At 66.6% G+C, this 23627-nt stretch carries 15 protein-coding genes; 6 read left to right on the top strand and 9 right to left on the bottom strand.

The window, feature by feature from the left end:
* The first annotated feature begins 7 nt into the window (after positions 1–7).
* Positions 8–1081, top strand: a complete 1074-nt coding sequence (gene zapE / locus NJH59_RS14960; protein ID WP_253086962.1) for a cell division protein ZapE — start codon at positions 8–10, stop codon at positions 1079–1081.
* Positions 1082–1084: 3 nt separating this feature from the next.
* Here the strand turns inward: zapE and NJH59_RS14955 are convergent, their stop codons facing one another.
* On the bottom strand, positions 1085–2974 hold the full coding sequence (locus NJH59_RS14955) for a propionyl-CoA synthetase (protein WP_078481714.1): 1890 nt from the start codon (positions 2972–2974) through the stop codon (positions 1085–1087).
* 129 nt (positions 2975–3103) lie between these two features.
* On the opposite strand from NJH59_RS14955, the gene NJH59_RS14950 reads away from it, so the two are divergent.
* Entirely contained in the window at positions 3104–4411 is a 1308-nt protein-coding gene (locus NJH59_RS14950) for a leucine-rich repeat-containing protein kinase family protein (protein ID WP_104572535.1), read from the top strand.
* A gap of 28 nt (positions 4412–4439) precedes the next feature.
* Here the strand turns inward: NJH59_RS14950 and NJH59_RS14945 are convergent, their stop codons facing one another.
* The 3 genes from NJH59_RS14945 to NJH59_RS14935 form a co-directional block, all read right to left on the bottom strand.
* Positions 4440–5147, bottom strand: a complete 708-nt coding sequence (locus NJH59_RS14945; RefSeq protein ID WP_043863975.1) for a YebC/PmpR family DNA-binding transcriptional regulator — start codon at positions 5145–5147, stop codon at positions 4440–4442.
* A gap of 265 nt (positions 5148–5412) precedes the next feature.
* A complete protein-coding gene (locus tag NJH59_RS14940) occupies positions 5413–6693 on the bottom strand; it encodes a Zn-dependent hydrolase (protein ID WP_253086946.1) in 1281 nt (426 codons plus the stop codon).
* 39 nt (positions 6694–6732) lie between these two features.
* Positions 6733–8220 carry an NCS1 family nucleobase:cation symporter-1 gene (locus tag NJH59_RS14935; RefSeq protein WP_043863977.1) on the bottom strand — a complete coding sequence of 496 codons (1488 nt, stop codon included), beginning with the start codon at positions 8218–8220 and terminating at the stop codon, positions 6733–6735.
* Positions 8221–8567: 347 nt separating this feature from the next.
* Between NJH59_RS14935 and hydA the strand changes: the two genes are divergently transcribed.
* From hydA to preA, 3 genes are all read left to right on the top strand, one after another.
* The gene (hydA, locus tag NJH59_RS14930) at positions 8568–10007 is read left to right on the top strand and encodes a dihydropyrimidinase (protein ID WP_054914390.1); all 1440 of its coding nucleotides are present in this window, start codon (positions 8568–8570) and stop codon (positions 10005–10007) included.
* Positions 10008–10133: 126 nt separating this feature from the next.
* Positions 10134–11501, top strand: coding sequence for an NAD(P)-dependent oxidoreductase (locus NJH59_RS14925; RefSeq protein WP_043863979.1), 1368 nt, complete (start codon positions 10134–10136; stop codon positions 11499–11501).
* Entirely contained in the window at positions 11502–12776 is a 1275-nt protein-coding gene (gene preA / locus NJH59_RS14920; protein WP_253086945.1) for an NAD-dependent dihydropyrimidine dehydrogenase subunit PreA, read from the top strand. It abuts the gene before it with no gap.
* Here preA and NJH59_RS14915 read toward each other — a convergent pair.
* Positions 12758–15247: a UvrD-helicase domain-containing protein gene (locus NJH59_RS14915; RefSeq protein ID WP_253086944.1), complete on the bottom strand. Its 2490-nt coding sequence runs from the start codon at positions 15245–15247 to the stop codon at positions 12758–12760. The genes preA and NJH59_RS14915 overlap by 19 nt on opposite strands.
* A gap of 222 nt (positions 15248–15469) precedes the next feature.
* Here NJH59_RS14915 and NJH59_RS14910 point away from each other — a divergent pair, with 222 nt between their 5' ends.
* The gene (locus tag NJH59_RS14910) at positions 15470–16168 is read left to right on the top strand and encodes a pirin family protein (RefSeq protein WP_229590174.1); all 699 of its coding nucleotides are present in this window, start codon (positions 15470–15472) and stop codon (positions 16166–16168) included.
* Between the two features lie 89 nt (positions 16169–16257).
* On the opposite strand, the gene pgm is transcribed toward NJH59_RS14910, so the two are convergent.
* The 4 genes from pgm to NJH59_RS14890 all read right to left on the bottom strand — a co-directional run bounded on the left by pgm (position 16258) and on the right by NJH59_RS14890 (position 23385).
* Complete coding sequence (gene pgm, locus NJH59_RS14905) at positions 16258–17898, bottom strand: phosphoglucomutase (alpha-D-glucose-1,6-bisphosphate-dependent) (protein WP_253086943.1); 1641 nt, start codon at positions 17896–17898, stop codon at positions 16258–16260.
* A 95-nt stretch (positions 17899–17993) separates the two neighbouring features.
* Positions 17994–20255 (bottom strand): ATP-dependent DNA helicase, encoded by a 2262-nt coding sequence (locus NJH59_RS14900; protein WP_253086942.1) that lies wholly within the window; start codon positions 20253–20255, stop codon positions 17994–17996.
* Positions 20252–21904 (bottom strand): VRR-NUC domain-containing protein, encoded by a 1653-nt coding sequence (locus NJH59_RS14895; RefSeq protein ID WP_058540292.1) that lies wholly within the window; start codon positions 21902–21904, stop codon positions 20252–20254. The genes NJH59_RS14900 and NJH59_RS14895 overlap by 4 nt, the downstream gene beginning before the upstream one ends.
* 71 nt (positions 21905–21975) lie before the next feature.
* The gene (locus NJH59_RS14890; RefSeq protein WP_253086941.1) at positions 21976–23385 is read right to left on the bottom strand and encodes a hypothetical protein; all 1410 of its coding nucleotides are present in this window, start codon (positions 23383–23385) and stop codon (positions 21976–21978) included.
* Positions 23386–23627 lie beyond the last annotated feature (242 nt).

The following is a 23627-nucleotide window of genomic DNA, read 5'->3' as shown; positions in this document are numbered from 1 at the left end:
GCGTGCCCTGCGCCAGCGCCTGGCTGCCCGTGCACACCCGCCGGCCAAGCGCCTGGCGGCTGTTGAAGTCGATGAATTCTTCCGACGAAAGGCCGATGAGCAGGGCTATACCTTGAGCCACGGCCAGCAGCGGGTGATCGCCTGCATGGCCGAGCAGGCCGCGCACCTGGCTGACGGCACGGCGCGCAGCCTGTACCTGTACGGGGCGGTGGGACGGGGCAAGAGCTGGCTGCTGGACGGCTTCTTCCAGTCACTGGAGCATCCGCACAAGCGCCGCCTGCACTTTCACGATTTCTTCGCCCAGTTGCACGAGGGCATGTTCCGCCATCGCCAGCAGGACGATGCGCTGGGCGCGACCCTGGACGAGCTGCTGCAAGGCTGCCAGGTGCTGTGCTTCGACGAGTTCCACGTGCACGACATCGGCGACGCGATGCTCATCACCGGCCTGTTCAAGGCGCTGTTCGAGCGCCGCGTGTTCGTGCTGCTGACCTCCAACTACCCGCCTGCCGGGCTGCTGCCCAACCCGCTCTACCACCAGCGCTTCGAACCGGTGATCCGCCTGATCGAGGCGCACATGCAGGTGCTTGAAGTGGGCGGGGAGCAGGACTACCGCAGCCACCCGGCCTCCGGCAGCCAGCAGCGCTTCACCCAGGGTCACTACCTCTGGCCCGGCAGCCCGGCGCAGCGCCATGCCGCCGGCCTGGATCACGCCGGCGCGCCGGTAAGGCTGCAGGTGGGCAAGCGCTCGCTGCACGCCCTGTTCAGCCAGGAGCGCGCGGTAGGCTTCAGCTTCGAGGCGATCTGCGAGCAACCCACGGCGGTGATGGACTACCTGGAGCTGGCGCGCCGCTACGACCACTGGGTGATCGAGCACCTGCCGGACCTGGCGCAGTGCTCGATGGCGGCGCAGCAGCGCTTCATCAACCTGGTGGACGTGCTGTATGACCAGGACAAGCACCTGGTGCTGGTCGGCCAGGCCTCGCTGTGCGAAAGCCTGGGCGGCAGCGCCATCGACCTGGCCCGCACCCGCAGCCGGCTGGGCCAGCTCAATGTGCTGGGCCCGGTAGCCTGCCCGGGTTGACCCTCAGCTGGCCCGCGCCAGGCTGGCCAGCACCCCTTCGATCTCGGCCAGCACGGCCGGGTCGTCCAGGGTCGAGGGCGGGGTGTAAGGCTGGTGGTCGGCGATCTTGCGCAGCACCGCCCGCAAAATCTTGCCCGAGCGGGTCTTGGGCAGGCGCTTGACCACCCGCACCTGGTTGAAGCAGGCCAGCGCGCCGATCTGCTCGCGCACGCTGGCCACCAGTTCGGCCTGCAACTGCTGCTCGCTCAGGCTGACCCCGTCCTTGAGCACCACCAGGCCCAACGGCACCTGGCCCTTGATTTCGTCGCGCACCCCCACCACCGCGCACTCGGCAATCGCCGGGTGGCGCGCCACCAGGTCTTCCATCTCGCCGGTGGACAGCCGGTGCCCGGACACGTTGATCACGTCATCGGTGCGCCCCATGATGTAGACGAAACCGTCCTCGTCGAGGTAGCCGCCATCGCCGGTGTGGTAGTAGCCGGGGTGGCTATGCAGGTAGGCCTGCAGGTAGCGCGCATGGTCGCCCCACAGCGTCTGGCTGCAGCCGGGCGGCAGCGGCAGTGCGATCACGATGGCACCCTGCTCGTTGGGGCCCAGAAGGTGCCCGTCGTCGTCCAGCACGCGCACGTGGTAACCCGGCACGGCGCGGTTGCTCGAACCCGGACGCACCCCGCAACCTTCCAGCCCGACGCAGGGCGCGGTCACCGGCCAGCCGGTTTCGGTCTGCCACCAGTGGTCGTGCACGGCCTTGCCGCTGGCCGCCTCCAGCCATTGATGGGTGCTGGAGTCGAGTTTTTCCCCGGCCAGGAAGATCTGGCGCAGCGAGCTCAGGTCATGGCGCTTGAACAGCTCGCCCTGCGGGTCTTCCTTGCGGATTGCGCGCATGGCCGTGGGTGCGCAGAACAGCCCGTTGACCCGGTACTGCTCCACCACGCGCCAGTAGGCGGCAGCGTCCGGGGTGCGGATCGGCTTGCCCTCGTAGAACACTGTGGTGCAGCCGTTCATCAGCGGCCCGTAGACGATCAGCGAGTGCCCCACCACCCAGCCCACGTCGGAGATGCCCCACCACACATCCCCCGGCTGCATGCCGTAGATATGGCGCAGGGCAAAGCGCAGCGCCACGGCGTTGCCGCCGTTCTCACGCACGATGCCCTTGGGTTTGCCGGTGGTGCCGGAGGTGTACATGATGTACAGCGGGTCGCCTGCGGCCAAGGCCACCGGTGGCACCGGGCTGGCCGCAGCCACTGCCGCCTGCCAGTCCAGGTCGCGGCCTTCGCGCAGCTCGGCGCGGGCCTGCGGGCGCTGCAGCACCAGCACCTGGCGCGGCTGGTGGGTGGCCAGTTGCAGGGCCTTGTCCACCAGCGGCTTGTACTCGATGACGCGGTCGAACTCCAGCCCGCAGGAGGCGGTGAGCAACAGCGCAGGCCGCGCATCGTCGATGCGCAGGGCCAGCTCGTTGGCGGCAAAGCCACCGAACACCACCGAATGCACCGCGCCGATGCGGGCGCAGGCCAGCATTGCCATGGCCGCCTGCGGCACCATCGGCATGTAGATGATCACCCCATCGCCCTGCTTCACCCCCAGCTCGCGCAGCAGGCCGGCCAGGCGCGCCACCTCGTCGCGCAGTTGCACGAAGGTGAAGGTCTGGCGGGTGTCGGTGACGGGCGAGTCGTAGATCAGTGCGGTCTGCTCGCCACGGCCCTGCTCGATCTGGTGGTCGAGGGCCAGGTAGCAGCTGTTGAGTTGCCCGTCGGCAAACCACTGGTGGGTGCCGTCCGGGTTGGCCACAAGGGTCTGCGCAGGCTTGCGGTACCAGGCCAGGTGGTCAGCCTGTTCGGCCCAGAACGCAGCGGGGTCGGCAATGGAGCGGTCGTAGCTGTGCTGGTAAGTCATCGATCGGTAACCCTGAACTTTGTTGTTATTAAAAGGGCGAATATCGAGTATGGACGCCAATTGCGCGCCTGCCATGGTACTTAAGTCGGGTATCATCGCCGCCGTCTTCATTGCCCTTGCAGCCCCTTCATGCACACCCTCGACGACCTCAGGCGCGGCCGCCTGGCAGGCGCCACCCGCCTCGACCTGAGCTGCGGGCTCACGCAGTTCCCGGATGAGATCTTCGAACTGGCCGACAGCCTCGAAGTGCTCAACCTGAGCGGCAATGCGTTGAGCAGCCTGCCCCATGACCTGGGCCGGCTGCACCGGCTCAAGGTGCTGTTCTGCTCCCACAACCGGTTCACCGAGGTGCCGGCCAGCGTAGGCCAGTGCCTGCGCCTGGAAATGGTCGGGTTGCGCAACAACCGCATCACGCACCTGCCGGCCGCCGCATTGGGCCCCAACCTGCGGGCACTGGTGCTGACCGAGAATTGCCTTGAACAGTTGCCCGACGCACTGGGCGACTGCCAGCAGCTGCAAAAGCTGATGCTGGCGGGCAACCGCCTGCGCGCCCTGCCGGCCAGCCTTGCGCGGTGCCAGCGGCTCGAACTGCTGCGGGTGTCGGCCAACCGGTTGAGCGAACTGCCCCAGTGGCTGCTGACGATGCCCCGCCTGGCGTGGCTGGCGTATGCCGGCAACCCCTTGCCCCAGGGCCTTGCGGCGCCGCAGGCGCCGGGCCGGTGCGACGCCATCGACTGGCACGCCCTCGAGCTGGGCGAGGTGCTGGGCCAGGGCGCCTCCGGGGTGATTCACCGCGTGCAGGTGGCGGGCCGAAAGGCGGCGCTCAAGCTGTACAAGGGCCAGATGACCAGCGATGGCTCGCCGCTCAACGAAATGCAGGCGTGCGTGGCAGCTGGCGCCCACCCGAACCTGATCCCGCTGCTGGGGCAGGTAGCCAACCACCCGCACCAGGTGCCGGGGTTGCTGATGGCGCTGGTGGGCACCCACCTGTCTGCCCTGGCCGGGCCGCCCAGCCTGCAAACCTGCACCCGAGACGTCTACCCGCCTGACCTGTGCCTTGGCCTGCAAGCCGCAACCCGGCTGGCGACGGCCATCGCGTCGGTCGCGGCGCACCTGCACCAGCGCGGCATCACCCACGGCGACCTGTACGCGCACAACATCCTGTGCGATGCACAGGGCAACGCGGTGCTCGGGGACTTTGGCGCGGCATCGTTCTTTGCGCAGGATGGCAGTGTTGCAGCAGACGCATTGCAGCGTATCGAGGTGCGGGCGTTCGGGGTGTTGTTGGGGGAACTGCTGGCGTGTTGCGGGGAGGCGTCAGAGGAACTGGCGGACTTGCAGGCGAGCTGTGTTCAACCGCAGGTGCTGGCAAGGCCGGATTTTGCGCAGGTTGAACGGGTGCTTCGCCGGCAAGGCCGGCTCCTGCAAGAGGCGTAGGAGCAGGCCTTGCCGGCGAAGTGGGTTATCAGCCCGCCAGGCCGACGTACACGTTCTGCACGTCGTCGTTGTCGTCGATGGCTTCCAGGAATGCCTCGACTTCAGCCATGTGCTCGTCGCTGAGCCCGCTGACCGGGTTCTTGGGGGTGTAGCCGATCTTGGCCGAGATCACCTTGAAGCCCTGTTGCGGCAAGGCCTTCTGTACCGCGTCCAGGTCGGTGGTGTCGGTGATGAACAGGGTCGAGCCCTCTTCTTCACCTTCCGCGAAGTCCTGTGCACCGGCTTCGATGGCGGCCATTTCCGGGTCGGCATCAGGGGTTTCAGGGCTGGCTTCGATCAGGCCGACATGGTTGAAGTCCCAGGCCACCGAACCCGAAGCGCCCAGCTGGCCCTTGCGGAACAGCACGCGAATCTGCGCCACGGTGCGATTGACGTTGTCGGTCAGGCATTCGACGATCAGCGGCACCTGATGCGGGGCGAAGCCTTCGTAGGTAACGTGGTGGTACTGCACCGCGTCGCCATCCAGGCCCGCGCCCTTGCGGATGGCACGTTCCAGGGTCTCTTTGGTCATCGAGGCCTTCTTGGCCTGTTCCACGGCCAGGCGCAGGCGCGGGTTCATGTCCGGGTCGGCACCGGCCTTGGCCGCGATCTGGATCTCCTTGGACAGCTTGCCCATGATCTTGCCCTTGGCGTTGGCTGCTACTTCTCTATGCTTGGCTTTCCACTGTGCGCCCATCTCGACTCTCTTGTTTCAGCTGCCGGTTCAGGTAGCGACCAGCAAGGTGGCGTGCAGTTTATACAGGCTGCGCCGGGCAATCGACAAAAAAACGCTGGGCTGTTGCCGGGCCTGGTGAACCCTTCGCCGGCAACGCCAGCTCCTACTGGCGTTGCAGGAGCCGGCCTTGCCGGCGAAGAGGCCAGCATCCACAACCTAGAAACCACTTTAAGTTGTAATTTTTATTTCATATAAATCAATCAGATAAGCCAACAACCTCATGTAGTTAAGCAGCTTCACGCTGCGCCACCGCCTGCGCCGCCGCCAGCATTGCCCTGAGCAGCACGGCGCACCCAGCCGCCAGGTCCTTCGGGTCGGCATTCTCGATTTCGTTATGGCTGATGCCGCCCTCGCACGGCACGAAGATCATCCCGGCCGGGCCCAGTTCGGCCAGGAAGATCGCGTCGTGCCCGGCCCCGCTGACGATGTCCATGTGCGACATGCCCAGCCCCTGCGCCGCGCTGCGCACCGCCTCCACGCAGCCCTTGTCGAAGTACAGCGGCGGGAAGTCCGCGGTGGGCGTCAGCGTGTAGGTCAGCCCGTGCTGCTGCGCGGTCGCGGCGATCACCTCCTGCACCTGGGCGATCATCGAGTCCAGCCGCGCCGGCTCCAGATGGCGAAAATCCAGGGTCATGCGCACCTCGCCGGGGATCACGTTGCGCGAGCCCGGGTACGCCTGCAGGCAGCCCACCGTGCCGCACGCATGGGGCTGATGCTCCAGAGCCACGCGGTTGACCGCCGCCACCACCGCACTGGCGCCTACCAGGGCGTCCTTGCGCAGGTGCATCGGGGTCGGCCCGGCGTGGGCCTCGACACCGCGCAGGGTGAAGTCGAACCATTTCTGCCCCAGCGCGCCGAGCACCACGCCGATGGTCTTGCGCTGGTCCTCCAGGATCGGCCCCTGCTCGATATGCGCCTCGAAATAGGCGCCCACCGGGTGCCCACTGACCGCGCGGGTGCCGGCGTAGCCGATCGCATTCAGCGCCTCGCCCACGCTCACGCCCTGGGCATCGCGCTTGGCCAGCGTCTCCTGAAGGGTGAACTTCTCGGCGAACACGCCCGAGCCCATCATGCACGGCGCGAACCGCGAGCCCTCCTCGTTGGTCCACACCACAACCTCAAGTGGCGCCTCAGTTTCTATCTGCAAGTCATTGAGTGTACGAAGAACTTCCAGCCCGGCCAGCACCCCGAAGCAGCCATCGAACTTGCCGCCGGTGGGCTGGGTGTCGATGTGGCTGCCGGTCATCACCGGTGGCAGTTGCGGGTTGCGCCCGGGCCGGCGGGCAAAGATGTTGCCCACCCCGTCCACGCTGACGGTGCAGCCGGCAGCCTCGGTCCATTGCACGAACAGGTCGCGGGCCTGGCGGTCCAGGTCGGTCAGGGCCAGGCGGCATACGCCTCCTTTGGCGGTGGCACCCAGTTGCGCCAGCTCCATCAGCGACTGCCACAGGCGCTGGCCATCGATGTGGGCCTGGGTACTTTGCAGAACGTCCTTAGCGGTTTGCATGAGCATCTCCTGCTTGGCCGGCCTCTGCGGGCCGTGGGGTTACACGGTGGGTTTGAGGCTGGTGGCACGCGCGCCCTTCAGGCTGCCCAGGGCGTAGTAGATCACCCCGCCCAGCGCCGAGCCGGTGAACCAGCCGAAGTCGTAGAACCAGCTGAACGCCGGGCTGTGCAGCGACAACAGGGTCAGCACCACCGGCACGCCGAAGGCGATGAAGCCGGTCGCGTTCCAGGCCGGGTACACGTCGTCGCGGTACAGCCCGGCAAGGTCGAGGGTCTGCTTGCGCAGCAGGAAGTAGTCCACCACCATGATCCCGGCAATCGGCCCCAGCAGGCTGGAATAGCCCAGCAGCCAGTTGGAATACACCGACTCCAGGCTCACGTCCGAGACGATCAGGCCGAGTTTCTTGAGCAGCTCATGGGCCATCAGCAGCAGGCCCACCAGCCCGGTCAGCAGCACGGCGGTGGTACGCCCGATCCACTTGGGCGCCAGGTTCTGGAAGTCGTTGGTGGGCGAAACGATGTTGGCCGCGGTGTTGGTCGACAGTGTGGCGATGATGATCAGCGCCATGGCCAGCGCCACCCACAGCGGGCTCTGGATATGCCCGATCAGGCTCACCGGGTCGGACACCGTCTCGCCCACCAGCGAGGCCGAGGCAGCGGTCAGCACTACCCCCAGCGCGGCAAACAGGAACATGGTCAGCGGCAGGCCGAAGATCTGCCCCAGGATCTGGTCCTTCTGGCTTCGGGCGTAGCGGCTGAAGTCCGGGATGTTCAGCGACAGCGTGGCCCAGAAACCCACCATGGCGGTCAGCCCGGCGAAGAAGTAGCCGGTCACGCTGGCGCCTTCGGGGCGTTTGGGCGGCTGCGCCAGCAGTTCGCTGAACGACACGTTGGGCAGCGCCCACACCAGCAGCCCGGCACCCACCAGCACCAGCAGCGGTGCCGACAGGGTTTCGAGCCACTTGATCGACTCGGCGCCGCGCAGCACCACCCACAGGTTAAGGCACCAGAACAGCATGAAGCCGATGACCTCACCGGTGCCGCCCAGCGCCTTCCATTCCGGCCAGAACGAGCCCAGGAAGAGGTGGATGGCCAGCCCGCCGAACATCGTCTGGATACCGAACCAGCCGCACGCCACCAGCGCGCGGATCAGGCACGGCACGTTGGAGCCGATGATGCCGAACGAGGAGCGCAGCAGCACCGGGAACGGGATGCCGTACTTGGTGCCGGGGAAGGCATTGAGCGTCAGCGGGATGAGCACGATGGTGTTGGCCAGCAGGATCGCCAGCAGCGCCTCGCCCACCGTCAGGCCGAAATACGCCGTGAGCACCCCGCCCAGGGTGTAGGTGGGCACGCAGATCGACATGCCGACCCACAGTGCGGTGATGTGCCATTTGTTCCAGGTGCGCTGCCCCACCTTGGTCGGGGCGATGTCATGGTTGTAGCGAGGGCTGTCGAGGACGTCGGTGCCGGCGTCGAGCTCGAACAAGCCGTCACGCTCGCTCACTTGCGATCGGGTCTGGTGCATTGGCCGCTCCACTTTTCTGGTTATGTGCACCTCGCGATGAGGCGCCGGAGTCTTGCGCGTGCAGGTAAGGCAATCACGGTCAGGTGATCTGAGAAATCTTGACCATTTACGCATCCTGTCAAGCAAGACAGGACTCGCCAGAAACCTCTCCTAACCCGTAAAAAGAAGTTTTATTCTTATTTTTCAATAAGTTGAAAACAGAATAAGCATATAAAAAATAATCTTGCCCAATCCCGGATCGCCAACTAGATTCAATTCTTGACGGCGATGACAGGATTACTCCGGCGCCGATCACGACAAAAATCTAGAGCCGGTAGCAACCGGTCAAGCCTGCGAGGAGCTTCGTGATGACGCTTTTGATTCGTGGCGCCACCCTGATTACCCATGACGAGAGTTACCCGGCCGACGTGTACTGCGCAGACGGCCTGATCCAGGCCATCGGCCACAACCTCGACGTCCCCGCCGGCTGTACCGTGCTCGATGGCAGCGGGCAGTACCTGATGCCCGGCGGCATCGACCCCCACACCCACATGCAGCTGCCCTTCATGGGCACGGTGGCCAGCGAGGACTTCTACACCGGCACCGCCGCCGGCCTGGCCGGCGGCACCACCTCGATCATCGACTTCGTGATCCCCAACCCGCAGCAATCGCTGCTCGAAGCCTTTCACCAGTGGCGCGGCTGGGCCGAGAAATCGGCGGCCGACTACGGCTTTCACGTGGCCATCACCTGGTGGAGCGAGCAGGTGCGCGAGGAAATGGCCGAGCTGGTCAACCACCACGGGGTGAACAGCTTCAAGCACTTCATGGCCTACAAGAACGCGATCATGGCCGCCGACGACACCCTGGTCGGCAGCTTCGAGCGCTGCCTGGAGCTGGGCGCGGTGCCCACGGTACATGCCGAGAACGGCGAGCTGGTGTACCACCTGCAGCGCAAGCTGCTGGCCCAGGGCATCACCGGCCCCGAAGCGCACCCGCTGTCGCGCCCTTCGCAGGTGGAAGGCGAAGCGGCCAGCCGTGCCATCCGCATTGCCGAAACCCTCGGCACCCCGCTGTATCTGGTGCACGTGTCCACCCGCGAGGCGCTGGACGAGATCACCTATGCCCGCGCCAAGGGCCAGCCGGTGTACGGCGAAGTGCTGGCCGGCCACCTGTTGCTGGACGACAGCGTGTACCAGCACCCCGACTGGCAGACGGCGGCCGGCTATGTGATGAGCCCGCCATTTCGCCCGCGCGGGCACCAGGAGGCCCTGTGGCACGGGCTGCAATCGGGCAACCTGCATACCACCGCCACCGACCATTGCTGCTTCTGCGCCGAGCAGAAGGCCGCGGGGCGTGACGATTTCAGCCGTATCCCCAACGGCACGGCGGGCATCGAGGACCGCATGGCGGTGCTGTGGGACGAAGGCGTGAACACCGGCCGGCTGTCGATGCAGGACTTCGTCGCCCTCACCTCCACCAACACCGCCAAGATCTTCAACCTGTACCCACGCAAGGGTGCGCTGCGGGTCGGCGCCGATGCCGACCTGGTGCTGTGGGACCCGCACGGCACGCGCACCATCTCGGCCAAGACCCACCACCAGAATGTCGACTTCAACATCTTCGAAGGCAAGACGGTGCGCGGGGTGCCCAGCCATACCATCAGCCAGGGCAAGCTGGTGTGGGCCGACGGCGACCTGCGCGCCGAGCGCGGCGCCGGGCGCTATGTCGAACGGCCGGCATACCCGGCGGTGTTCGACCTGCTGAGCAAGCGTGCGCAGCAGTGCAGGCCCGGCGCGGTCAAGCGCTGAGCCTTTAAAGCATCGCGGGTCAAGCCCGCTCCCACAGGTATCGTGCGATCCCGGTGGGAGCGGGCTTGACCCGCGATGGGCGCGCCAGCGCCCCGGTTTCTATAAAAAAACAAAGAGGCCACTACCGTGATCAACGCCTTGAACCATCTTCCGCACCCGCAAGACGACAACGCCACCCTCGCCACGCATTTCAGCGACCTGGCTCCGCCCCTCACCCCGCGCCAGGCCGCCGTGGAAAGCGCGCGCTGCCTGTACTGCTACGACGCCCCCTGCGTCGACGCCTGCCCCAGCGACATCGACATCCCCTCCTTCATCCGCAACATCCAGCAGGACAACGTGCAGGGCGCGGCCATCAAGATTCTCTCGGCCAACATCCTCGGTGGCAGCTGCGCCCGGGTGTGCCCCACCGAGATCCTCTGCCAGCAGGCCTGCGTGCGCAACAACGCCCAGGAATGCGCCCCGGTGCTGATCGGCCTGCTGCAACGCTACGCGGTCGATCATGCCGAGTTCGCCGAGCACCCGTTCCAGCGTGCGCCCAGCACCGGCAAGCGCATCGCCGTGGTCGGCGCCGGCCCCGCAGGCCTGGCCTGCGCCCACCGGCTGGCCTGGCACGGGCATGAGGTGGTGATTTTCGAAGCACGGGAAAAGGCCGGCGGCCTCAACGAATACGGCATCGCCAAGTACAAGCTGGTGGACGACTTCGCCCAGCGCGAGCTGGACTTCGTGCTGCAGGTGGGCGGTATCGAGATCCGCCACGGCCAGGTGCTGGGCGACAACCTCAGCCTGGGCGAGCTGCAACAGCAGTTCGACGCGGTGTTCCTCGGCCTGGGCCTGGCCGCCAGCCGCCAGTTGGGCCTGCCCGACGAAGGCGCCCCCGGCCTGCTCAGCGCCACCGAGTACATCCGCGAACTGCGCCAGGCCGACGACCTGAGCACCCTGCCCCTGGCCGAACGCTGCATCGTGCTCGGCGCCGGCAACACCGCCATCGACATGGCGGTACAGATGGCCCGCCTGGGCGCCCATGACGTCAACCTGGTGTACCGCCGTGGCCTGCAGGACATGGGCGCCACCCAGCATGAACAGGACATCGCCAAGGCCAACCAGGTACGGCTGCTGACCTGGGCCCAGCCCGAGCAGGTGCTGCTCGACGACCAGGGCCGGGTGCGCGGCATGCGCTTTGCCCGCACGCACCTGGTGGACGGGCGACTGCAAACCACTGGGCAAACCTTCGAACTGGCGGCGGATGCGATCTTCAAGGCCATCGGCCAGGCCTTCGACGGCCAGGCCCTGAGCGACCCGCAGGCCCTGCAACTGGAGCGTGATGGCGAGCGTATCCGCGTGGACGACAACCTGCGCACCAGCCTGCCGGGCGTGTACGCCGGCGGCGACTGCACGCACCTGGGCCAGGACCTCACCGTACAGGCCGTGCAGCACGGCAAGCGGGCCGCCGAGGCCATCCATGCCCAACTGACCCTCAACGTGGAGGCCGCATAAATGGCAGACCTGTCGATCGAATTCGCTGGCATCAAGGCGCCCAACCCGTTCTGGCTGGCCTCCGCACCGCCCACCGACAAGGCCTACAACGTGATACGTGCGTTCGAGGCCGGCTGGGGTGGCGTGGTCTGGAAAACCCTGGGCGAAGACCCCGCCGCCGTCAACGTGTCGTCACGCTACTCGGCGCACTTCGGGCCCAACCGCGAGGTGCTGGGCATCAACAACATCGAGCTGATTACCGACCGCTCGCTGGAGATCAACCTGCGCGAGATCACCCAGGTGAAAAAGGCCTGGCCCGACCGCGCGCTGATCGTATCGCTGATGGTGCCGTGCGTGGAGGACGCGTGGAAAACCATCCTGCCGCTGGTGGAGGCCACCGGGGCGGACGGCATCGAGCTGAACTTCGGCTGCCCCCACGGCATGCCCGAGCGCGGCATGGGCGCGGCGGTGGGCCAGGTGCCGGAGTACGTCGAGCAGGTGACACGCTGGTGCAAGACCTACTGCTCGCTGCCGGTGATCGTCAAGCTCACCCCCAACATCACCGACATCCGCCAGTCGGCCCGCGCCGCGCACCGCGGCGGCGCCGACGCGGTGTCGCTGATCAACACCATCAACTCGATCACCAGCGTCGACCTTGAGCGCATGATCGCCCTGCCGATCGTCGGCGAGGCCAGTACCCACGGTGGCTACTGCGGTTCGGCAGTGAAGCCGATCGCGCTGAACATGGTGGCCGAGATCGCCCGCGACCCGGCCACCCATGGGCTGCCCATCAGTGGCATCGGCGGCATCGGCAGCTGGCGGGATGCCGCCGAGTTCATTGCGTTGGGTTGCGGCTCGGTGCAGGTGTGCACCGCGGCGATGCTGCATGGCTTTCGCATCGTCGATGAAATGAAGGACGGCCTCTCGCGCTGGATGGACAGTCAGGGCTACCACAGCCTGCAGGACTTTCGCGGGCGCGCGGTGGGCCACACCACCGACTGGAAGTACTTGGACATCAACTACCAGGTGATCGCCAGGATCGACCAGCAGGCCTGCATCGGCTGCGGGCGCTGCCACATTGCCTGCGAAGACACCTCGCACCAGGCCATCGCCAGCCTGGTCAAGGCCGAGGGCGGGCACCGCTACGAGGTGATCGACGCCGAGTGCGTGGGGTGCAACCTGTGCCAGATCACCTGCCCGGTCGAGGACTGCATCGAGATGGTGCCCCAGGACACCGGCAAGCCGTTCCTGGACTGGCTGCACGACCCACGCAACCCCTACCGCGAGGCGTCCTGAGGCTGCGCCCCGCGCAGGTCTTCGAAGCAGGCCTTGTTCCCGTCCACCTGAACAGTCGCCCGGGGCAGGTTCGCCGCCTCCCCGGTCGGCGTCTCCACATGCCAGTAGCAGTGCTTGATCGCGCGGGTGATGGCCACGTAGGCCAGGCGCAGGATCTCGTCCTTCTGGGCGTTGTCGTAGCCTTCGGGGTCGCCCGCCCGGCCCAGCCCGGCCTGGCGGTACACCTGGTTCTTGTACGGCGAGCGCGTCAGGTGCTGGCAGTCACCGAGCATGAACACCGCATCGGCCTGCAGGCCCTTGGCGCTGTGGTAGGTGAGCTGGCGGAACCGCCGCTGCGCCGCCGGCAGGCTGGCCTCGTGGTTGAGCAAGGGCTGCAGGTGCTCGGCAATCACCGACTTGTCGACGCTTTTGCGGTACAGCAGCATCACCGACTCGCCATCGCGGTAGTGGTCCATCAACTGCCGGGCCAGTGTGGCTTCGTCGCGTTCCATCACCATCACCGGCACCGGCTGCTCGGCCGCCGGGCCGCAGGCACGGGCCTTCTTGCCGGCAATTGCCGGGGCCGACTTAACGATATGCTCGGCTGCATCGATGATGTGCTGGTGGCTGCGGTAGTTGTCGGCCAGCATCACGCGGGTGGTGCTGGGGGCGACGAACTGCTTGGCGAACTCCATGAAGTACTTGGGCGAGCTGCCGCGCCAGCCATAGATCGACTGCCAGTCGTCCCCCACGCACAGCAGCGAGGAATGCTGCGCCACCTGCCCCACGTGCATGGCCGGGCCGCGACGGCGGATCTCGCGCAGGCAGGCGCGAAGCCACGAGACGATCTGCGGCGACACGTCCTGGAACTCGTCGATCATCAGGTGCGACAACGGGCGCAGCATCGGGTCGGGCAGCAGGCGCAGGTTTTCCGGGTTGTTCTCGCCGAACAGCGCGAACATGCGGTTGTAGCTCATGATCGGCGGCGACTGTGCCAGCAGGTGCGCCTCCAGCGCCTTCCAGTACAGGCTCAGGGCCTCGAAGAACAGCGCGTCGGTGTCGCCCTGCGGGAAGCTCATGCCGCCCACCGCCACGCTCACATCCAACCCCAGGTTCTCGATGAACCCGGCAGCGCCGACGAACGCATCCAGCAAGGGCGCCGCGCCCAGCTCGCCCTTTACCTTGTAGTCAAAGCCGGGCCCGGCCACCGCATCACCGGCCAGCGAGGCGGTGAGGCGTTTGGCCGCCGCGTAGTTTTCCAGCCAGATCACCGGCTTGTCGCAGAACGCCTGGAACAGCGTGCGCTTGATCACCCATTCGGCCCACACCGGCAGCTTGGCGCCGGGGCGCTTGTACTGCTGATTCTCCTTGGGGTCGAAACCCAGCACCACCCAGGCGTCAAGCTCGGCGATATGGCCGTGGAAATGAAAGCGGCTGCCGTTGATTTCGACGGTTTCGCGGCTGGGCTCGATACCCTTGATCGGCCAGGCACCTGCCTGGAACCACAGGTCTTCGATCACGTCGCACAGCTCTTCGTCGCGCCCGGACGACAGCTGTGTCACCGCCACGCGCTTCTGCACGTCGGGGTGGTCGCGGTCCAGGGCCTTGAGCTGCAGGGCTTCGCGGCGCAGCCCGGCAATCAGCTCGGCGAACCGCGGGCTGGTGTGCAGCAGGTCGCGGTAGCACAGGTTGAGTTGCTGGCGCTGGGCATCGTTGATGCGCAGGTCGAACGGGTTGCTGTCCACGCCCGCCTCGCTGCCCCCGGGCTGCTCGCTGCCCAGGGTCTCGAACGCCCGCACCTGGCTGAAGCCCGGCAGGCTGCGCACCAGGGGCAGGATGCGCGAATGGAAGGTGCGCACCAGCTCACGCGCCTGCACCGGGCTCAGGGCCAGTTGCCACAGGCCGAACACCTGCACCAGGCGGGCAATGAAGTCCTTGCGCGACTCGCGGGTGAAGGTGACCACGGTCATGGCCTCCAGCTCGAAGCCCAGGTAATGGCGCAGCAACAGGATACGCAGCACCAGCGAGGTGGACTTGCCAGCGCCGGCGCCGGCGATCACGCAGGTGGACGGCGTGTCGCTGAAGATCATCTTCCACTGCGCTGCGCTGGGTTGGGCGTGGGCCGGCAGGCGCGCGGCGACGTCGGCCTTGAAGCGCTTCTTCAGCTCGGGGGTCAGCGGCAGGCGCCAGTCGTCGAACAGGGCATCGTCCAGCCCCGGCACGCCGTGGGCATCCGGGCGCGTATCGCGGATCACCAGCACCTGGCGCCCGGCCTCGAAACCGTCCACGCGCCCTTCTTCATAGCCTTCACGCAGCCCGTCGGCATGCCCGGTGCGCTGGCCGTTGGCATGGCCCTGGAACCACGAATCTCGGTGCTGTGCCTGCAACCGGCTCAGGCCACGGCCCAGCAGGCGTGCGGCCAGACGTCTGACCCAGGGCAGTTGCGCGGGTGGGGTTAGATCCGTGGGTAGCTTGGGACGCTCGTGTGACACACCGACTCCGGCAATCAATTCAATCAGCGGCCATGTTCGCCTTATCACGACCAAATCACCAGCCGAATGCTTTCAGATCAGTGGATTAGGCGACGAAGCGGCGAAACTACCGCAGGTTATATATCGAATATAACGATCATATTTAGCCGATATTTACGCTTTTTTTCGATGTTTATCGAGAGGATCATCAGCGCCATCCACCTGATTACCGAGGACACGAGCATGCTGCAACTGCGCCCCTTCGACACCCTTGGCCACGCCAACCATGGCTGGCTGGATGCCCACCATCACTTCTCCTTTGCCGAATACCACGATCCGCGCCGCATGAACTGGGGCACGCTGCGGGTATGGAACGACGACCTGATCGCCGCCGGCAGCGGGTTCCCGCCGCACCCGCACCGCGACATGGAGATCATCACCTATGTGCGTGAAGGCGCGATCACCCACCAGGACAGCCTGGGCAACAAGGGACGTACCGAAGCCGGTGACGTGCAGGTGATGAGCGCCGGTACCGGCATCACTCACAGCGAGTACAACGTGGAGGCCGTGGACACGCGGATCTTCCAGATCTGGATTGTGCCCCAGCGTGTGGGCCAGGCACCGTCGTGGGGCGTGCGGCCGTTTCCCAAGGGCGAGCGCGACGAAGGGTTCGTGACCCTGGCCAGCGGGCGCGAGGGGGATGAAGGCAGCCTGGGGATCCGCGCCGATGCGCGGCTGGTGGCGGCGACGCTGAAGGCCGGGGAAAGCGCCGAGTACCGCATCGATGCGGGTCGCCGGGCCTACCTGGTGCCGGCCAAGGGCGTGATCGAGGTCAACGGCCTGCGCGCCGAGGCCCGCGACGGGGTGGCGGTGGAGGATGAGCAGGTGCTCAGGGTGGTGGCGCTGCAAGACAGCGAGATTGTGCTGGTGGATGTGGCGTAGGTACCGACGTCATCGCGGGTCAAGCCCGCTCCCACAGGGTTTGCGAACGCCGCAAAACCTTGTGGGAGCGGGCTTGACCCGCGAAGCTTTTAGGCGATGGCAGCGTCCACCAGCTCCTGCGCCTCACCCACCAGGCGCTGCAGGTGCGCGTCGTCGACGAAGCTCTCCGCATAGATCTTGTAGATGTCTTCGGTGCCCGACGGCCGCGCCGCGAACCAGCCGTTGGCCGTCATCACCTTCAAGCCGCCAATCGCCTGGTCGTTGCCCGGCGCATGGCTGAGAATCTGCTCGATCGGCTCGCCCGCCAGCGTGGTCGACTTGACCTGCTGCGGCGACAGCTTGCCCAACTGGGCCTTCTGCTGCGGCGTGGCCTTGGCATCCACCCGGGTGGAGAACGGCCTGCCCAGCGCCTCGGCCAGCGCCTCGTATGACTGGCTTGGGTCGCGCCCGGTACGGGCGGTCATCTCTGCCGCCAGCAGCGACGGGATCAGGCCGTCCTTGTCGGTGCTCCACACCGTGCCGTCCTTGCGCAGGAACGAGGCGCCGGCGCTCTCCTCCCCACCAAAGCCCAGCGAACCGTCGAACAGGCCATCGGCGAAATACTTGAAGCCCACCGGCACTTCGTACAGGCGACGCCCCAGGCGTGCCGCCACGCGGTCGATCATGCCGCTGCTGACCACGGTCTTGCCCACGGCCGCATCGGCGCGCCATTGCGGGCGGTTCTGGAACAGGTAGTCGATGGACACCGCCAGGTAGTTGTTCGGCGCCAGCAGGCCGCCTGACGGGGTGACGATGCCGTGACGGTCATGGTCGGGGTCGCAGCCGAACGCCACGTCGAACCGATCACGCAGGCCGATCAGGCCCTGCATGGCGTAAGGCGAGGACGGGTCCATGCGGATCTGGCCGTCCCAGTCCACGCACATGAAGCGGAACGTGGGGTCGACCTCGGTGTTGACCACGTCCAGGTCGAGCTTGTAGTGCTCGGCAATCGCCGACCAGTAACGCACCCCGGCGCCGCCCAGCGGGTCGACACCCAGGCGCAGGCCCGCACCACGAATCACATCGAAATCAATCACATTGACCAGGTCGCTGACGTAACTGCCCAGGTAGTCGTGACGGTGCGTGGTGCTGGCCTTGAGGGCCTGTGCATGGCCCATGCGCTGTACGCCCTTGAGGCCGTCGGCCAGCAGCTCGTTGGCCTTGGCCTCGATCCACTTGGTCACGTCGCTGTCGGCCGGGCCGCCATTGGGCGGGTTGTACTTGAAGCCGCCACTTTGCGGCGGGTTGTGCGACGGGGTGATCACGATGCCGTCGGCCAGGCCACGGCTGCGGCCACGGTTGTAGCAGATGATGGCGTGGGAGATGGCCGGGGTCGGGGTGTACTCGTCATCCTTGGCCAGCATCACCTCGACGCCGTTGGCTGCCAGCACCTCCAGTGCGGTAGCCGCCGCCGGGGTCGACAGCGCATGGGTGTCGATGCCGATGAACAGCGGCCCGTCGATGCCCTGCGCCTTGCGGTACAGGCAGATGGCCTGGCTGATGGCGAGCACGTGCGCTTCGTTGAAGCCCAGGTCCACAGAGCTGCCGCGGTGCCCCGACGTGCCAAAGGCAACGCGCTGGGTGGCGACGCCTGCATCGGGCTGGCCGGTGTAGTACGCGGTCAGCAGCTGGGGGATATCGACCAGCACGGAGGCTGGCGCCGGTTTACCCGCCAAGGGACTGAGCTTCATGCAAAACCTCAAGTAAAGATGTACAGGGTGATGAAAATACGCAGTTTACTGGCACTTCGACCACAACGCGACGGCGGCGATCCCGCCCGCCGCGACTATTTGTACTGCGGTGCCCACCAGCCGGGAAACATCCGCTGCACCCGGGGCTCGGCAAAACGGTCGTCGATCAGCATGACCACACCGCGATCTTCAGTGCCACGTATCACCCGCCCGGCCGCCTGGATCACCTTCTGCACGCCGGGGTACAGGTAGGTGTAGTCGAAGCCCGCGTCGAACAGAGCGCCCATGCGCAGCTTGAGCTGTTCGTTCACCGGGTTGACCTGAGGCAGCCCCAGGGTGGCAACGAAGGCGCCGATCAGCCGGGTGCCAGGCAGGTCGACCCCTTCGCCGAACGCCCCGCCCAGCACGGCGAAGCCCACGCCCTGCCCGTCTTCGACAAAGCGTTCGAGAAAGCCCTTGCGCTGCGCCTCGTCCATGCCGGGCGACTGCGACCATTGCACGATGTGCGGGTAGCGCTCGGCCAGCAGCCGCGCCACCTGCTGCTGGTAGTCGAAGCTGCTGAAGAACGCCAGGTAGTTGCCCGGCTGGAGGCGGTACTGCTCGGCGATCAGTTCCACGATCGGCGCCAGTGACGCCTGCCGGTGCTGGAAACGCGTCGACACACTGCTGATCACGCGCACCTGTAACTGCTCGGCGGCAAACGGCGAGGCCACATCCAGCCACGCGGTGTCGGCCGGCAGGCCGAGCAGGTCGGCGTAGTAATGGCGTGGGCTGAGGGTGGCGGAAAACAGCGTGACGCTGCGCGCAGCGGCCATGCGCGGGCCGATCAGCGGCGCCGGCACCACGTTGCGCAGGCACAGGGTGGACAGGCTGCGCCGGCCCGGGCCGTCGCGCTTGCTGATGTCGAACACGAAATGCTCGTCGAACACCTCGCACAGGCGCAGGAACTGCGAAGCCTGAAAGAAGAGCTGCAACAGCGGCCCTTCGACGCCGGCAGGCTGCTGGTTCATGCTGTCCTGCACATGGCTGACAAAACGCTGCAGCGCCTTGAGAAAGGCCTCGGGCAACTGGCCGGTGGCGCGGTAGGGAACGTCCTGGTCCTTGTGCACGGCGTTCCAGGCCCGGTCAAGGCGCTGCAAGGCGTTGGCCATGCCTGCCGGGGGATCACGCCGCAGGGCCTTCAATTGCCATTGATCGAGGCTCACGCTGTACATCTGGCGTGCACGCTCCACCAGGTTGTGCGCCTCGTCCACCAGCACCGCCACCCGCCACTGGTCGAGCTGGGCCAGGCCGAACAGCAAGGCGCTCTGGTCGAAGTAGTAGTTGTAGTCGCCCACCAGCACATCCACCCAGCGCGCCATTTCCTGCCCCAGGTAGTACGGGCACACCTGGTGCGCCAGGGCTACCTCGCGCAGGCGGGCCTGGTCCAGCACCGGCTGCTGCGCGGCGGCCTGGCGGGCGGCGGGCAAGCGGTCGTAGAAGCCCTTGGCCAACGGGCAGGCTTCGCCGTGGCAGGCGGTGCCGGGGAACTCGCAGGCCTTTTCCCGTGCCACCAGTTCCAGGCTACGCAGGGCCAGCTCGGGGCTGGCGTGCATGACCCGCTGCACGGCCTCCAGCGCCAGCGCCCGCCCCGGCGTCTTGGCGGTCAGGAACAGCACCTTGTCCAGTTGCTGCGGCACCATCGCCTTGAGCAACGGGAACAGCGTGCCCAGCGTCTTGCCGATGCCGGTGGTGGCCTGGGCCATCAGGCAGCGGCCGGTGCTTACCGCCTTGTACACGGTCTCGGCCAGCTCGCGCTGCCCGGTACGAAAGCTGGCGTGGGGGAACGCGAGCGCCTGCAGGCCGCTGTTGCGCAAGGCCTGGCGTTGCATCTGCTGCTGGGCCCAGCGCAGGAACAGCGTGCACTGGGCGATGAAGAACTGCTCGAGTTCGGCGGCGGTATGGCGGGCCTCCACCAGGGTTTCGCGGTCGCTGTCCACGTCCAGGTACACCAGCGCCAGGTTCACCTCGGCCAGTTCTCGCTGCTGGCACAGCAGCCAGCCATACACCCTGGCCTGTGCCCAGTGCAGTTGGCGGTGGTTGTCGGGCTGGCTGGCCAGGTCGCCGCGGTAGGTCTTGATCTCTTCCAGGCGGTTGAGCGCCGGGTTGTAGCCGTCGGCGCGCCCGCGTACCTGCAACTGCTCGAACTGCCCCTCCAGCGCCACCTCCGACTCATAGCCCCGACCCCGGCGCGTAACCACCGTGCGGTGGCCGGTGATGCCCTCCTGGGCCGAGGGCGACGGGGTGAAGCGCAGGTCCAGGTCACCGACCTTGGCGGTGAACTCGCACAGCGCACGCACCGCTACCTTGTAGCTCATGCTGCCGGCTGTGCCCACTGCACGTGGCACACCTCGACGGGCAGGCCGTGCTCGGTGCAGAAGGCGATCCAGCGCAGCTGGTTGTCCTGCAGGCGATCGCCCGGGCCCTTCACTTCGATCATGCGGTAGCGCCGTTGCCCGGGCCAGAACTGGATCAGGTCGGGCATGCCGGCGCGGTTGGCCTGGATATCCTCCAGCAGGCGCTCGAAGCAGCGCTTGAGGTGCGCCGCCGGCAGGCAGTCCAGGGCCTGCTGCAACAGCGTGGCATCCAGCAGCTCCCAGTACACGAAGGGTGATTGCAGGCCGTGCTTGGCCTGGTAGTTGGCCAGGATGGTGTGGCGGTAGCGCTCATCGTCCAGCTGCCCCAGGCAGGCGGCAAAATGCTCGGCGCGGCGCGCCTGGAAGCCGGCGTCGTGCAGGTCCAGCGGGCCGCTCTGGAACGGGTGGAAGAACGCGCCGGGCACGGGCGCGAAGATGGCTTCCCAGCACAGCAGCCCGAACAGGCTGTTGAACAGGGTGTTCTCGACGTAGTGCACCGGCCCGTCATCGGCCGCCAGGTGCACCTGCACCGCCTGCTCCACGCCAAGCGTCGACAGATCGACAGGCAGGCACAGGTCCAGCCGGCTGATCGCTGCCGGGGCGCGCCGACGCTGTGGCGGGCCGCCCAGCTTGCGCTGCAGGCGGGGCACGATGCGCGCCAGCGCCTGGACCTCCAGCGCGTTGGCCGGTTTGGCGCCCACTACGCTGGCAAGCTCCAGGGCGGCGGCATGATCGGCGCTGCGCTCCAGCACGCGGATATGCCGGATACGTGCCTGGGGGTGGTTGCTGCGGGGGTAGATGTTCAGGGCCTGGGCCCAGTCGCCGCTGCGCTCGCAATGCTGGCCAAGCTGGAACAGCAACCTGGCGCGGCGCCGTTCCAGCCACGGGTTGCTCGGCTGCAGGCCGTCCAGCAGTGCCAGCACCTGCTCGACCGGCTGCCCGGCCTCGAGCTGCTCGGCACAGGTGTGCAGGGCCAGGCACAGGTCGATATCGGCGCGCTCGCGCAGCGCCCGGGAATCCTCGCCGAACGCGACCTGCTCGTAGCGCAGCAGGCCAAGGTCGGCGAGCACGAACTCCGACCAGTCCTGGTGCAGGTTGCCGAAAAACAGCAGGCGCAGACGATCGCACAGCGCCTGCAGGTGCAGCACGTACACCGGTTCGTCGAATTCGGGCCACCACTGACGCAGGGGCCTGGCCTCGGCATACAGCGCCGACAACTGTTCGAGCAGTTCGCCCTTGGCAGCCCGCGGGCGCTCCAGCACGTCGGCGAAACAGCGGGCGATTTCGTCCTTGCGCAGCAACTGGAACAGGTGGTCCAGGCCCAGGCTCGGCTGGTCGTCGAGCCAGCCCAGCGCCACCAGCGGCGCGGCGGCAGGCTCGATTGCGCCGATTTCGAGGTAGGTCAGCTTGCTGGCGCGAAACATCACACCCTTGCGCATCACCATGCGTACCAGCAGGGCCTGGGAGGCCTGGCCCAGCGTCGCGAACTGTTGAATGAAGGCGTGTTCGTGTTCATCGAGCAGGTCGGCGTAGCGCAGTTGCACCCAGGCCAGTACCTGCTGAAAGTTGCACAGGTAATAGAACGGGTCGGCGACGGAATGGGCGATCACGGAGCGGGTAACCAGCAGAAGGAATCCACTGGTTATACATACAGACAGGCGAGCTTGGCAACCTCAGCGGATCAATGGCGCAACCGGCCCGGATCGCTGTCGCGGGCCCGCGCCAGCAGCGAACGTCCACCGGCGGCCGCTTCACTTTCGCGCTGGTAGAGCATCTGCAGCGTGCTCAGGGACAAGCCGCTGATCTCCTCCAGCCATTGCACCATGGGCTGTGGCGAGGGTACGCCCTTGAGTGCCTTGTGCAGGTAGGGCAGCGCCGCCTGCATGCCGGGGTGCCGTGCCTGTACGAAGCGCTCCAGGTTGCGCCCGCGGTCGACGAAGGGCGCGAACAGCAGGCAGGCCAGCTGTTCTTCGTTGAGGTTGTAGCCCTGCAGGGCGAAGTTGTCCGCCAGGCGGCGGCGCTGGCCGTGGCGCTCGCGGTCTTGCCAGGTTTCCATGGCCAGTGCCTGCAGCGCCGCCGGCACCGGTTTGCGCCGCAGCTGGGCCTTGACCTGCTGCAGGTGCTCGGCAATGCCCAGCGCATAGTCCTGCCCCTGCACCCACTGCGCGCGCAGCCCGGCAAGGTGTGCCATCAGCAACGGGTTGGCACAGGCCGACTGGCTGAAACCCAGGGCCAGCTCGTCATAGCGAAACCTGAGAAATTCGAGCAGCAGCACGCTCTGCCCCTGCTGGCTGTCCTGCAGCAGGTCGGCGATGTCGATGAAGCGCGGGATACGGCGGGGGCCCGGGACCTGCCGAAGGGGCTCGGCTGGCAGCCCCAGCACCTTGTTGAGGTAGATGCGGCGCAGTTGGCCAAGGCCCTGCAACAGGGCGCCAGGGTGTGAGTGGGCCGGCCTTGCACTGCTCAACCCGGCCTCGCGCATCATGCGGCGGCCCCACGCCAGGTAGCGTTTGCGCTCGGGCATCGGGTCGGCGTTGATCAATGCGTCCACCCCGCCCTCCCAGCCCATGCCCTGGCGGTACAGTTCGGCCAGCGCCAGGTAGAAGCGATTGCAGAACATCGGCCGCACCTGGCCGGCGGTCAGGTGCCCGGCAACCAGGGTGTCGAACCGCTCGACCTGCTGCTGACGCGGCGACAGCGGCTTGAGTGCATCGAAGTGCTGGAGGCCGCCGTCGTCCAGCACCAGCAGCTCGACCCGCAGGTCGTCATGCAGCACCAGCGCCGAATAGCCACGCTCGATGTTCTCGATCACCGCCGTCGACATGCCCACATGGCGGGCGGTGACCACGCGCAGCTCGAAGGTGGCCGGCGCACGCGCCGCAATGCTCAGCTGCGCGGCGCGCAGAAACGCCAGGGCGAAGGAGCTGTCCTTGCCGCCGCCATGGGCCAGCATCACCTTGAAGTCGCCTATGCGCTCGATCCCGCCGGCAGCCACCAGCATGCGCTGGATAAGCAATTGCAGCGACGCGCGCTGGCCCTGGGTAAGGCACTCGAGCAGTCGCTGCAGGACCTGCTGGTAAATGTGAGTCATGGCTTGATCGTGGAGGGTACTCATGGTGTATACCTGATTCGATAACGACTGCCGGCAGCCGGAAGTTACCCGATGCGGGTAACAGGACATCGTTGCGCAACAACGGCAAAGTGAATTAAAAAAAGAATGATGGTCTTAGGATGTTTCTTACAACTTCCTACGATTATTCCGACTCAGGTCGAAACAGCATCGCCCGATGACCACCCTTGCCCCGGACAGCGCCCCCCGGCGCGTTGCGTGCG

The organism is Pseudomonas sp. VE 267-6A, from assembly GCF_024126555.1.
Taxonomy (GTDB): domain Bacteria; phylum Pseudomonadota; class Gammaproteobacteria; order Pseudomonadales; family Pseudomonadaceae; genus Aquipseudomonas; species Aquipseudomonas palmensis.
The sequence above is the reverse complement of the archived record's forward strand: the minus strand, read 5'-3'. Positions and strand labels throughout refer to the sequence as shown.

What these genes read in the sequence shown, in the direction of transcription:
- NJH59_RS14910 (WP_229590174.1), top strand. Translation starts at nt 15,470, where the DNA reads ATGCTGCAACTGCGCCCCTTCGACACCCTTGGCCACGCCAACCATGGC.
- NJH59_RS14940 (WP_253086946.1), bottom strand. Translation starts at nt 6,693, where the DNA reads ATGCAAACCGCTAAGGACGTTCTGCAAAGTACCCAGGCCCACATCGAT.
- NJH59_RS14955 (WP_078481714.1), bottom strand. Translation starts at nt 2,974, where the DNA reads ATGACTTACCAGCACAGCTACGACCGCTCCATTGCCGACCCCGCTGCG.
- NJH59_RS14900 (WP_253086942.1), bottom strand. Translation starts at nt 20,255, where the DNA reads ATGAGCTACAAGGTAGCGGTGCGTGCGCTGTGCGAGTTCACCGCCAAG.
- NJH59_RS14890 (WP_253086941.1), bottom strand. Translation starts at nt 23,385, where the DNA reads ATGACTCACATTTACCAGCAGGTCCTGCAGCGACTGCTCGAGTGCCTT.
- NJH59_RS14950 (WP_104572535.1), top strand. Translation starts at nt 3,104, where the DNA reads ATGCACACCCTCGACGACCTCAGGCGCGGCCGCCTGGCAGGCGCCACC.
- NJH59_RS14945 (WP_043863975.1), bottom strand. Translation starts at nt 5,147, where the DNA reads ATGGGCGCACAGTGGAAAGCCAAGCATAGAGAAGTAGCAGCCAACGCC.
- preA (WP_253086945.1), top strand. Translation starts at nt 11,502, where the DNA reads ATGGCAGACCTGTCGATCGAATTCGCTGGCATCAAGGCGCCCAACCCG.
- hydA (WP_054914390.1), top strand. Translation starts at nt 8,568, where the DNA reads ATGACGCTTTTGATTCGTGGCGCCACCCTGATTACCCATGACGAGAGT.
- NJH59_RS14935 (WP_043863977.1), bottom strand. Translation starts at nt 8,220, where the DNA reads ATGCACCAGACCCGATCGCAAGTGAGCGAGCGTGACGGCTTGTTCGAG.
- pgm (WP_253086943.1), bottom strand. Translation starts at nt 17,898, where the DNA reads ATGAAGCTCAGTCCCTTGGCGGGTAAACCGGCGCCAGCCTCCGTGCTG.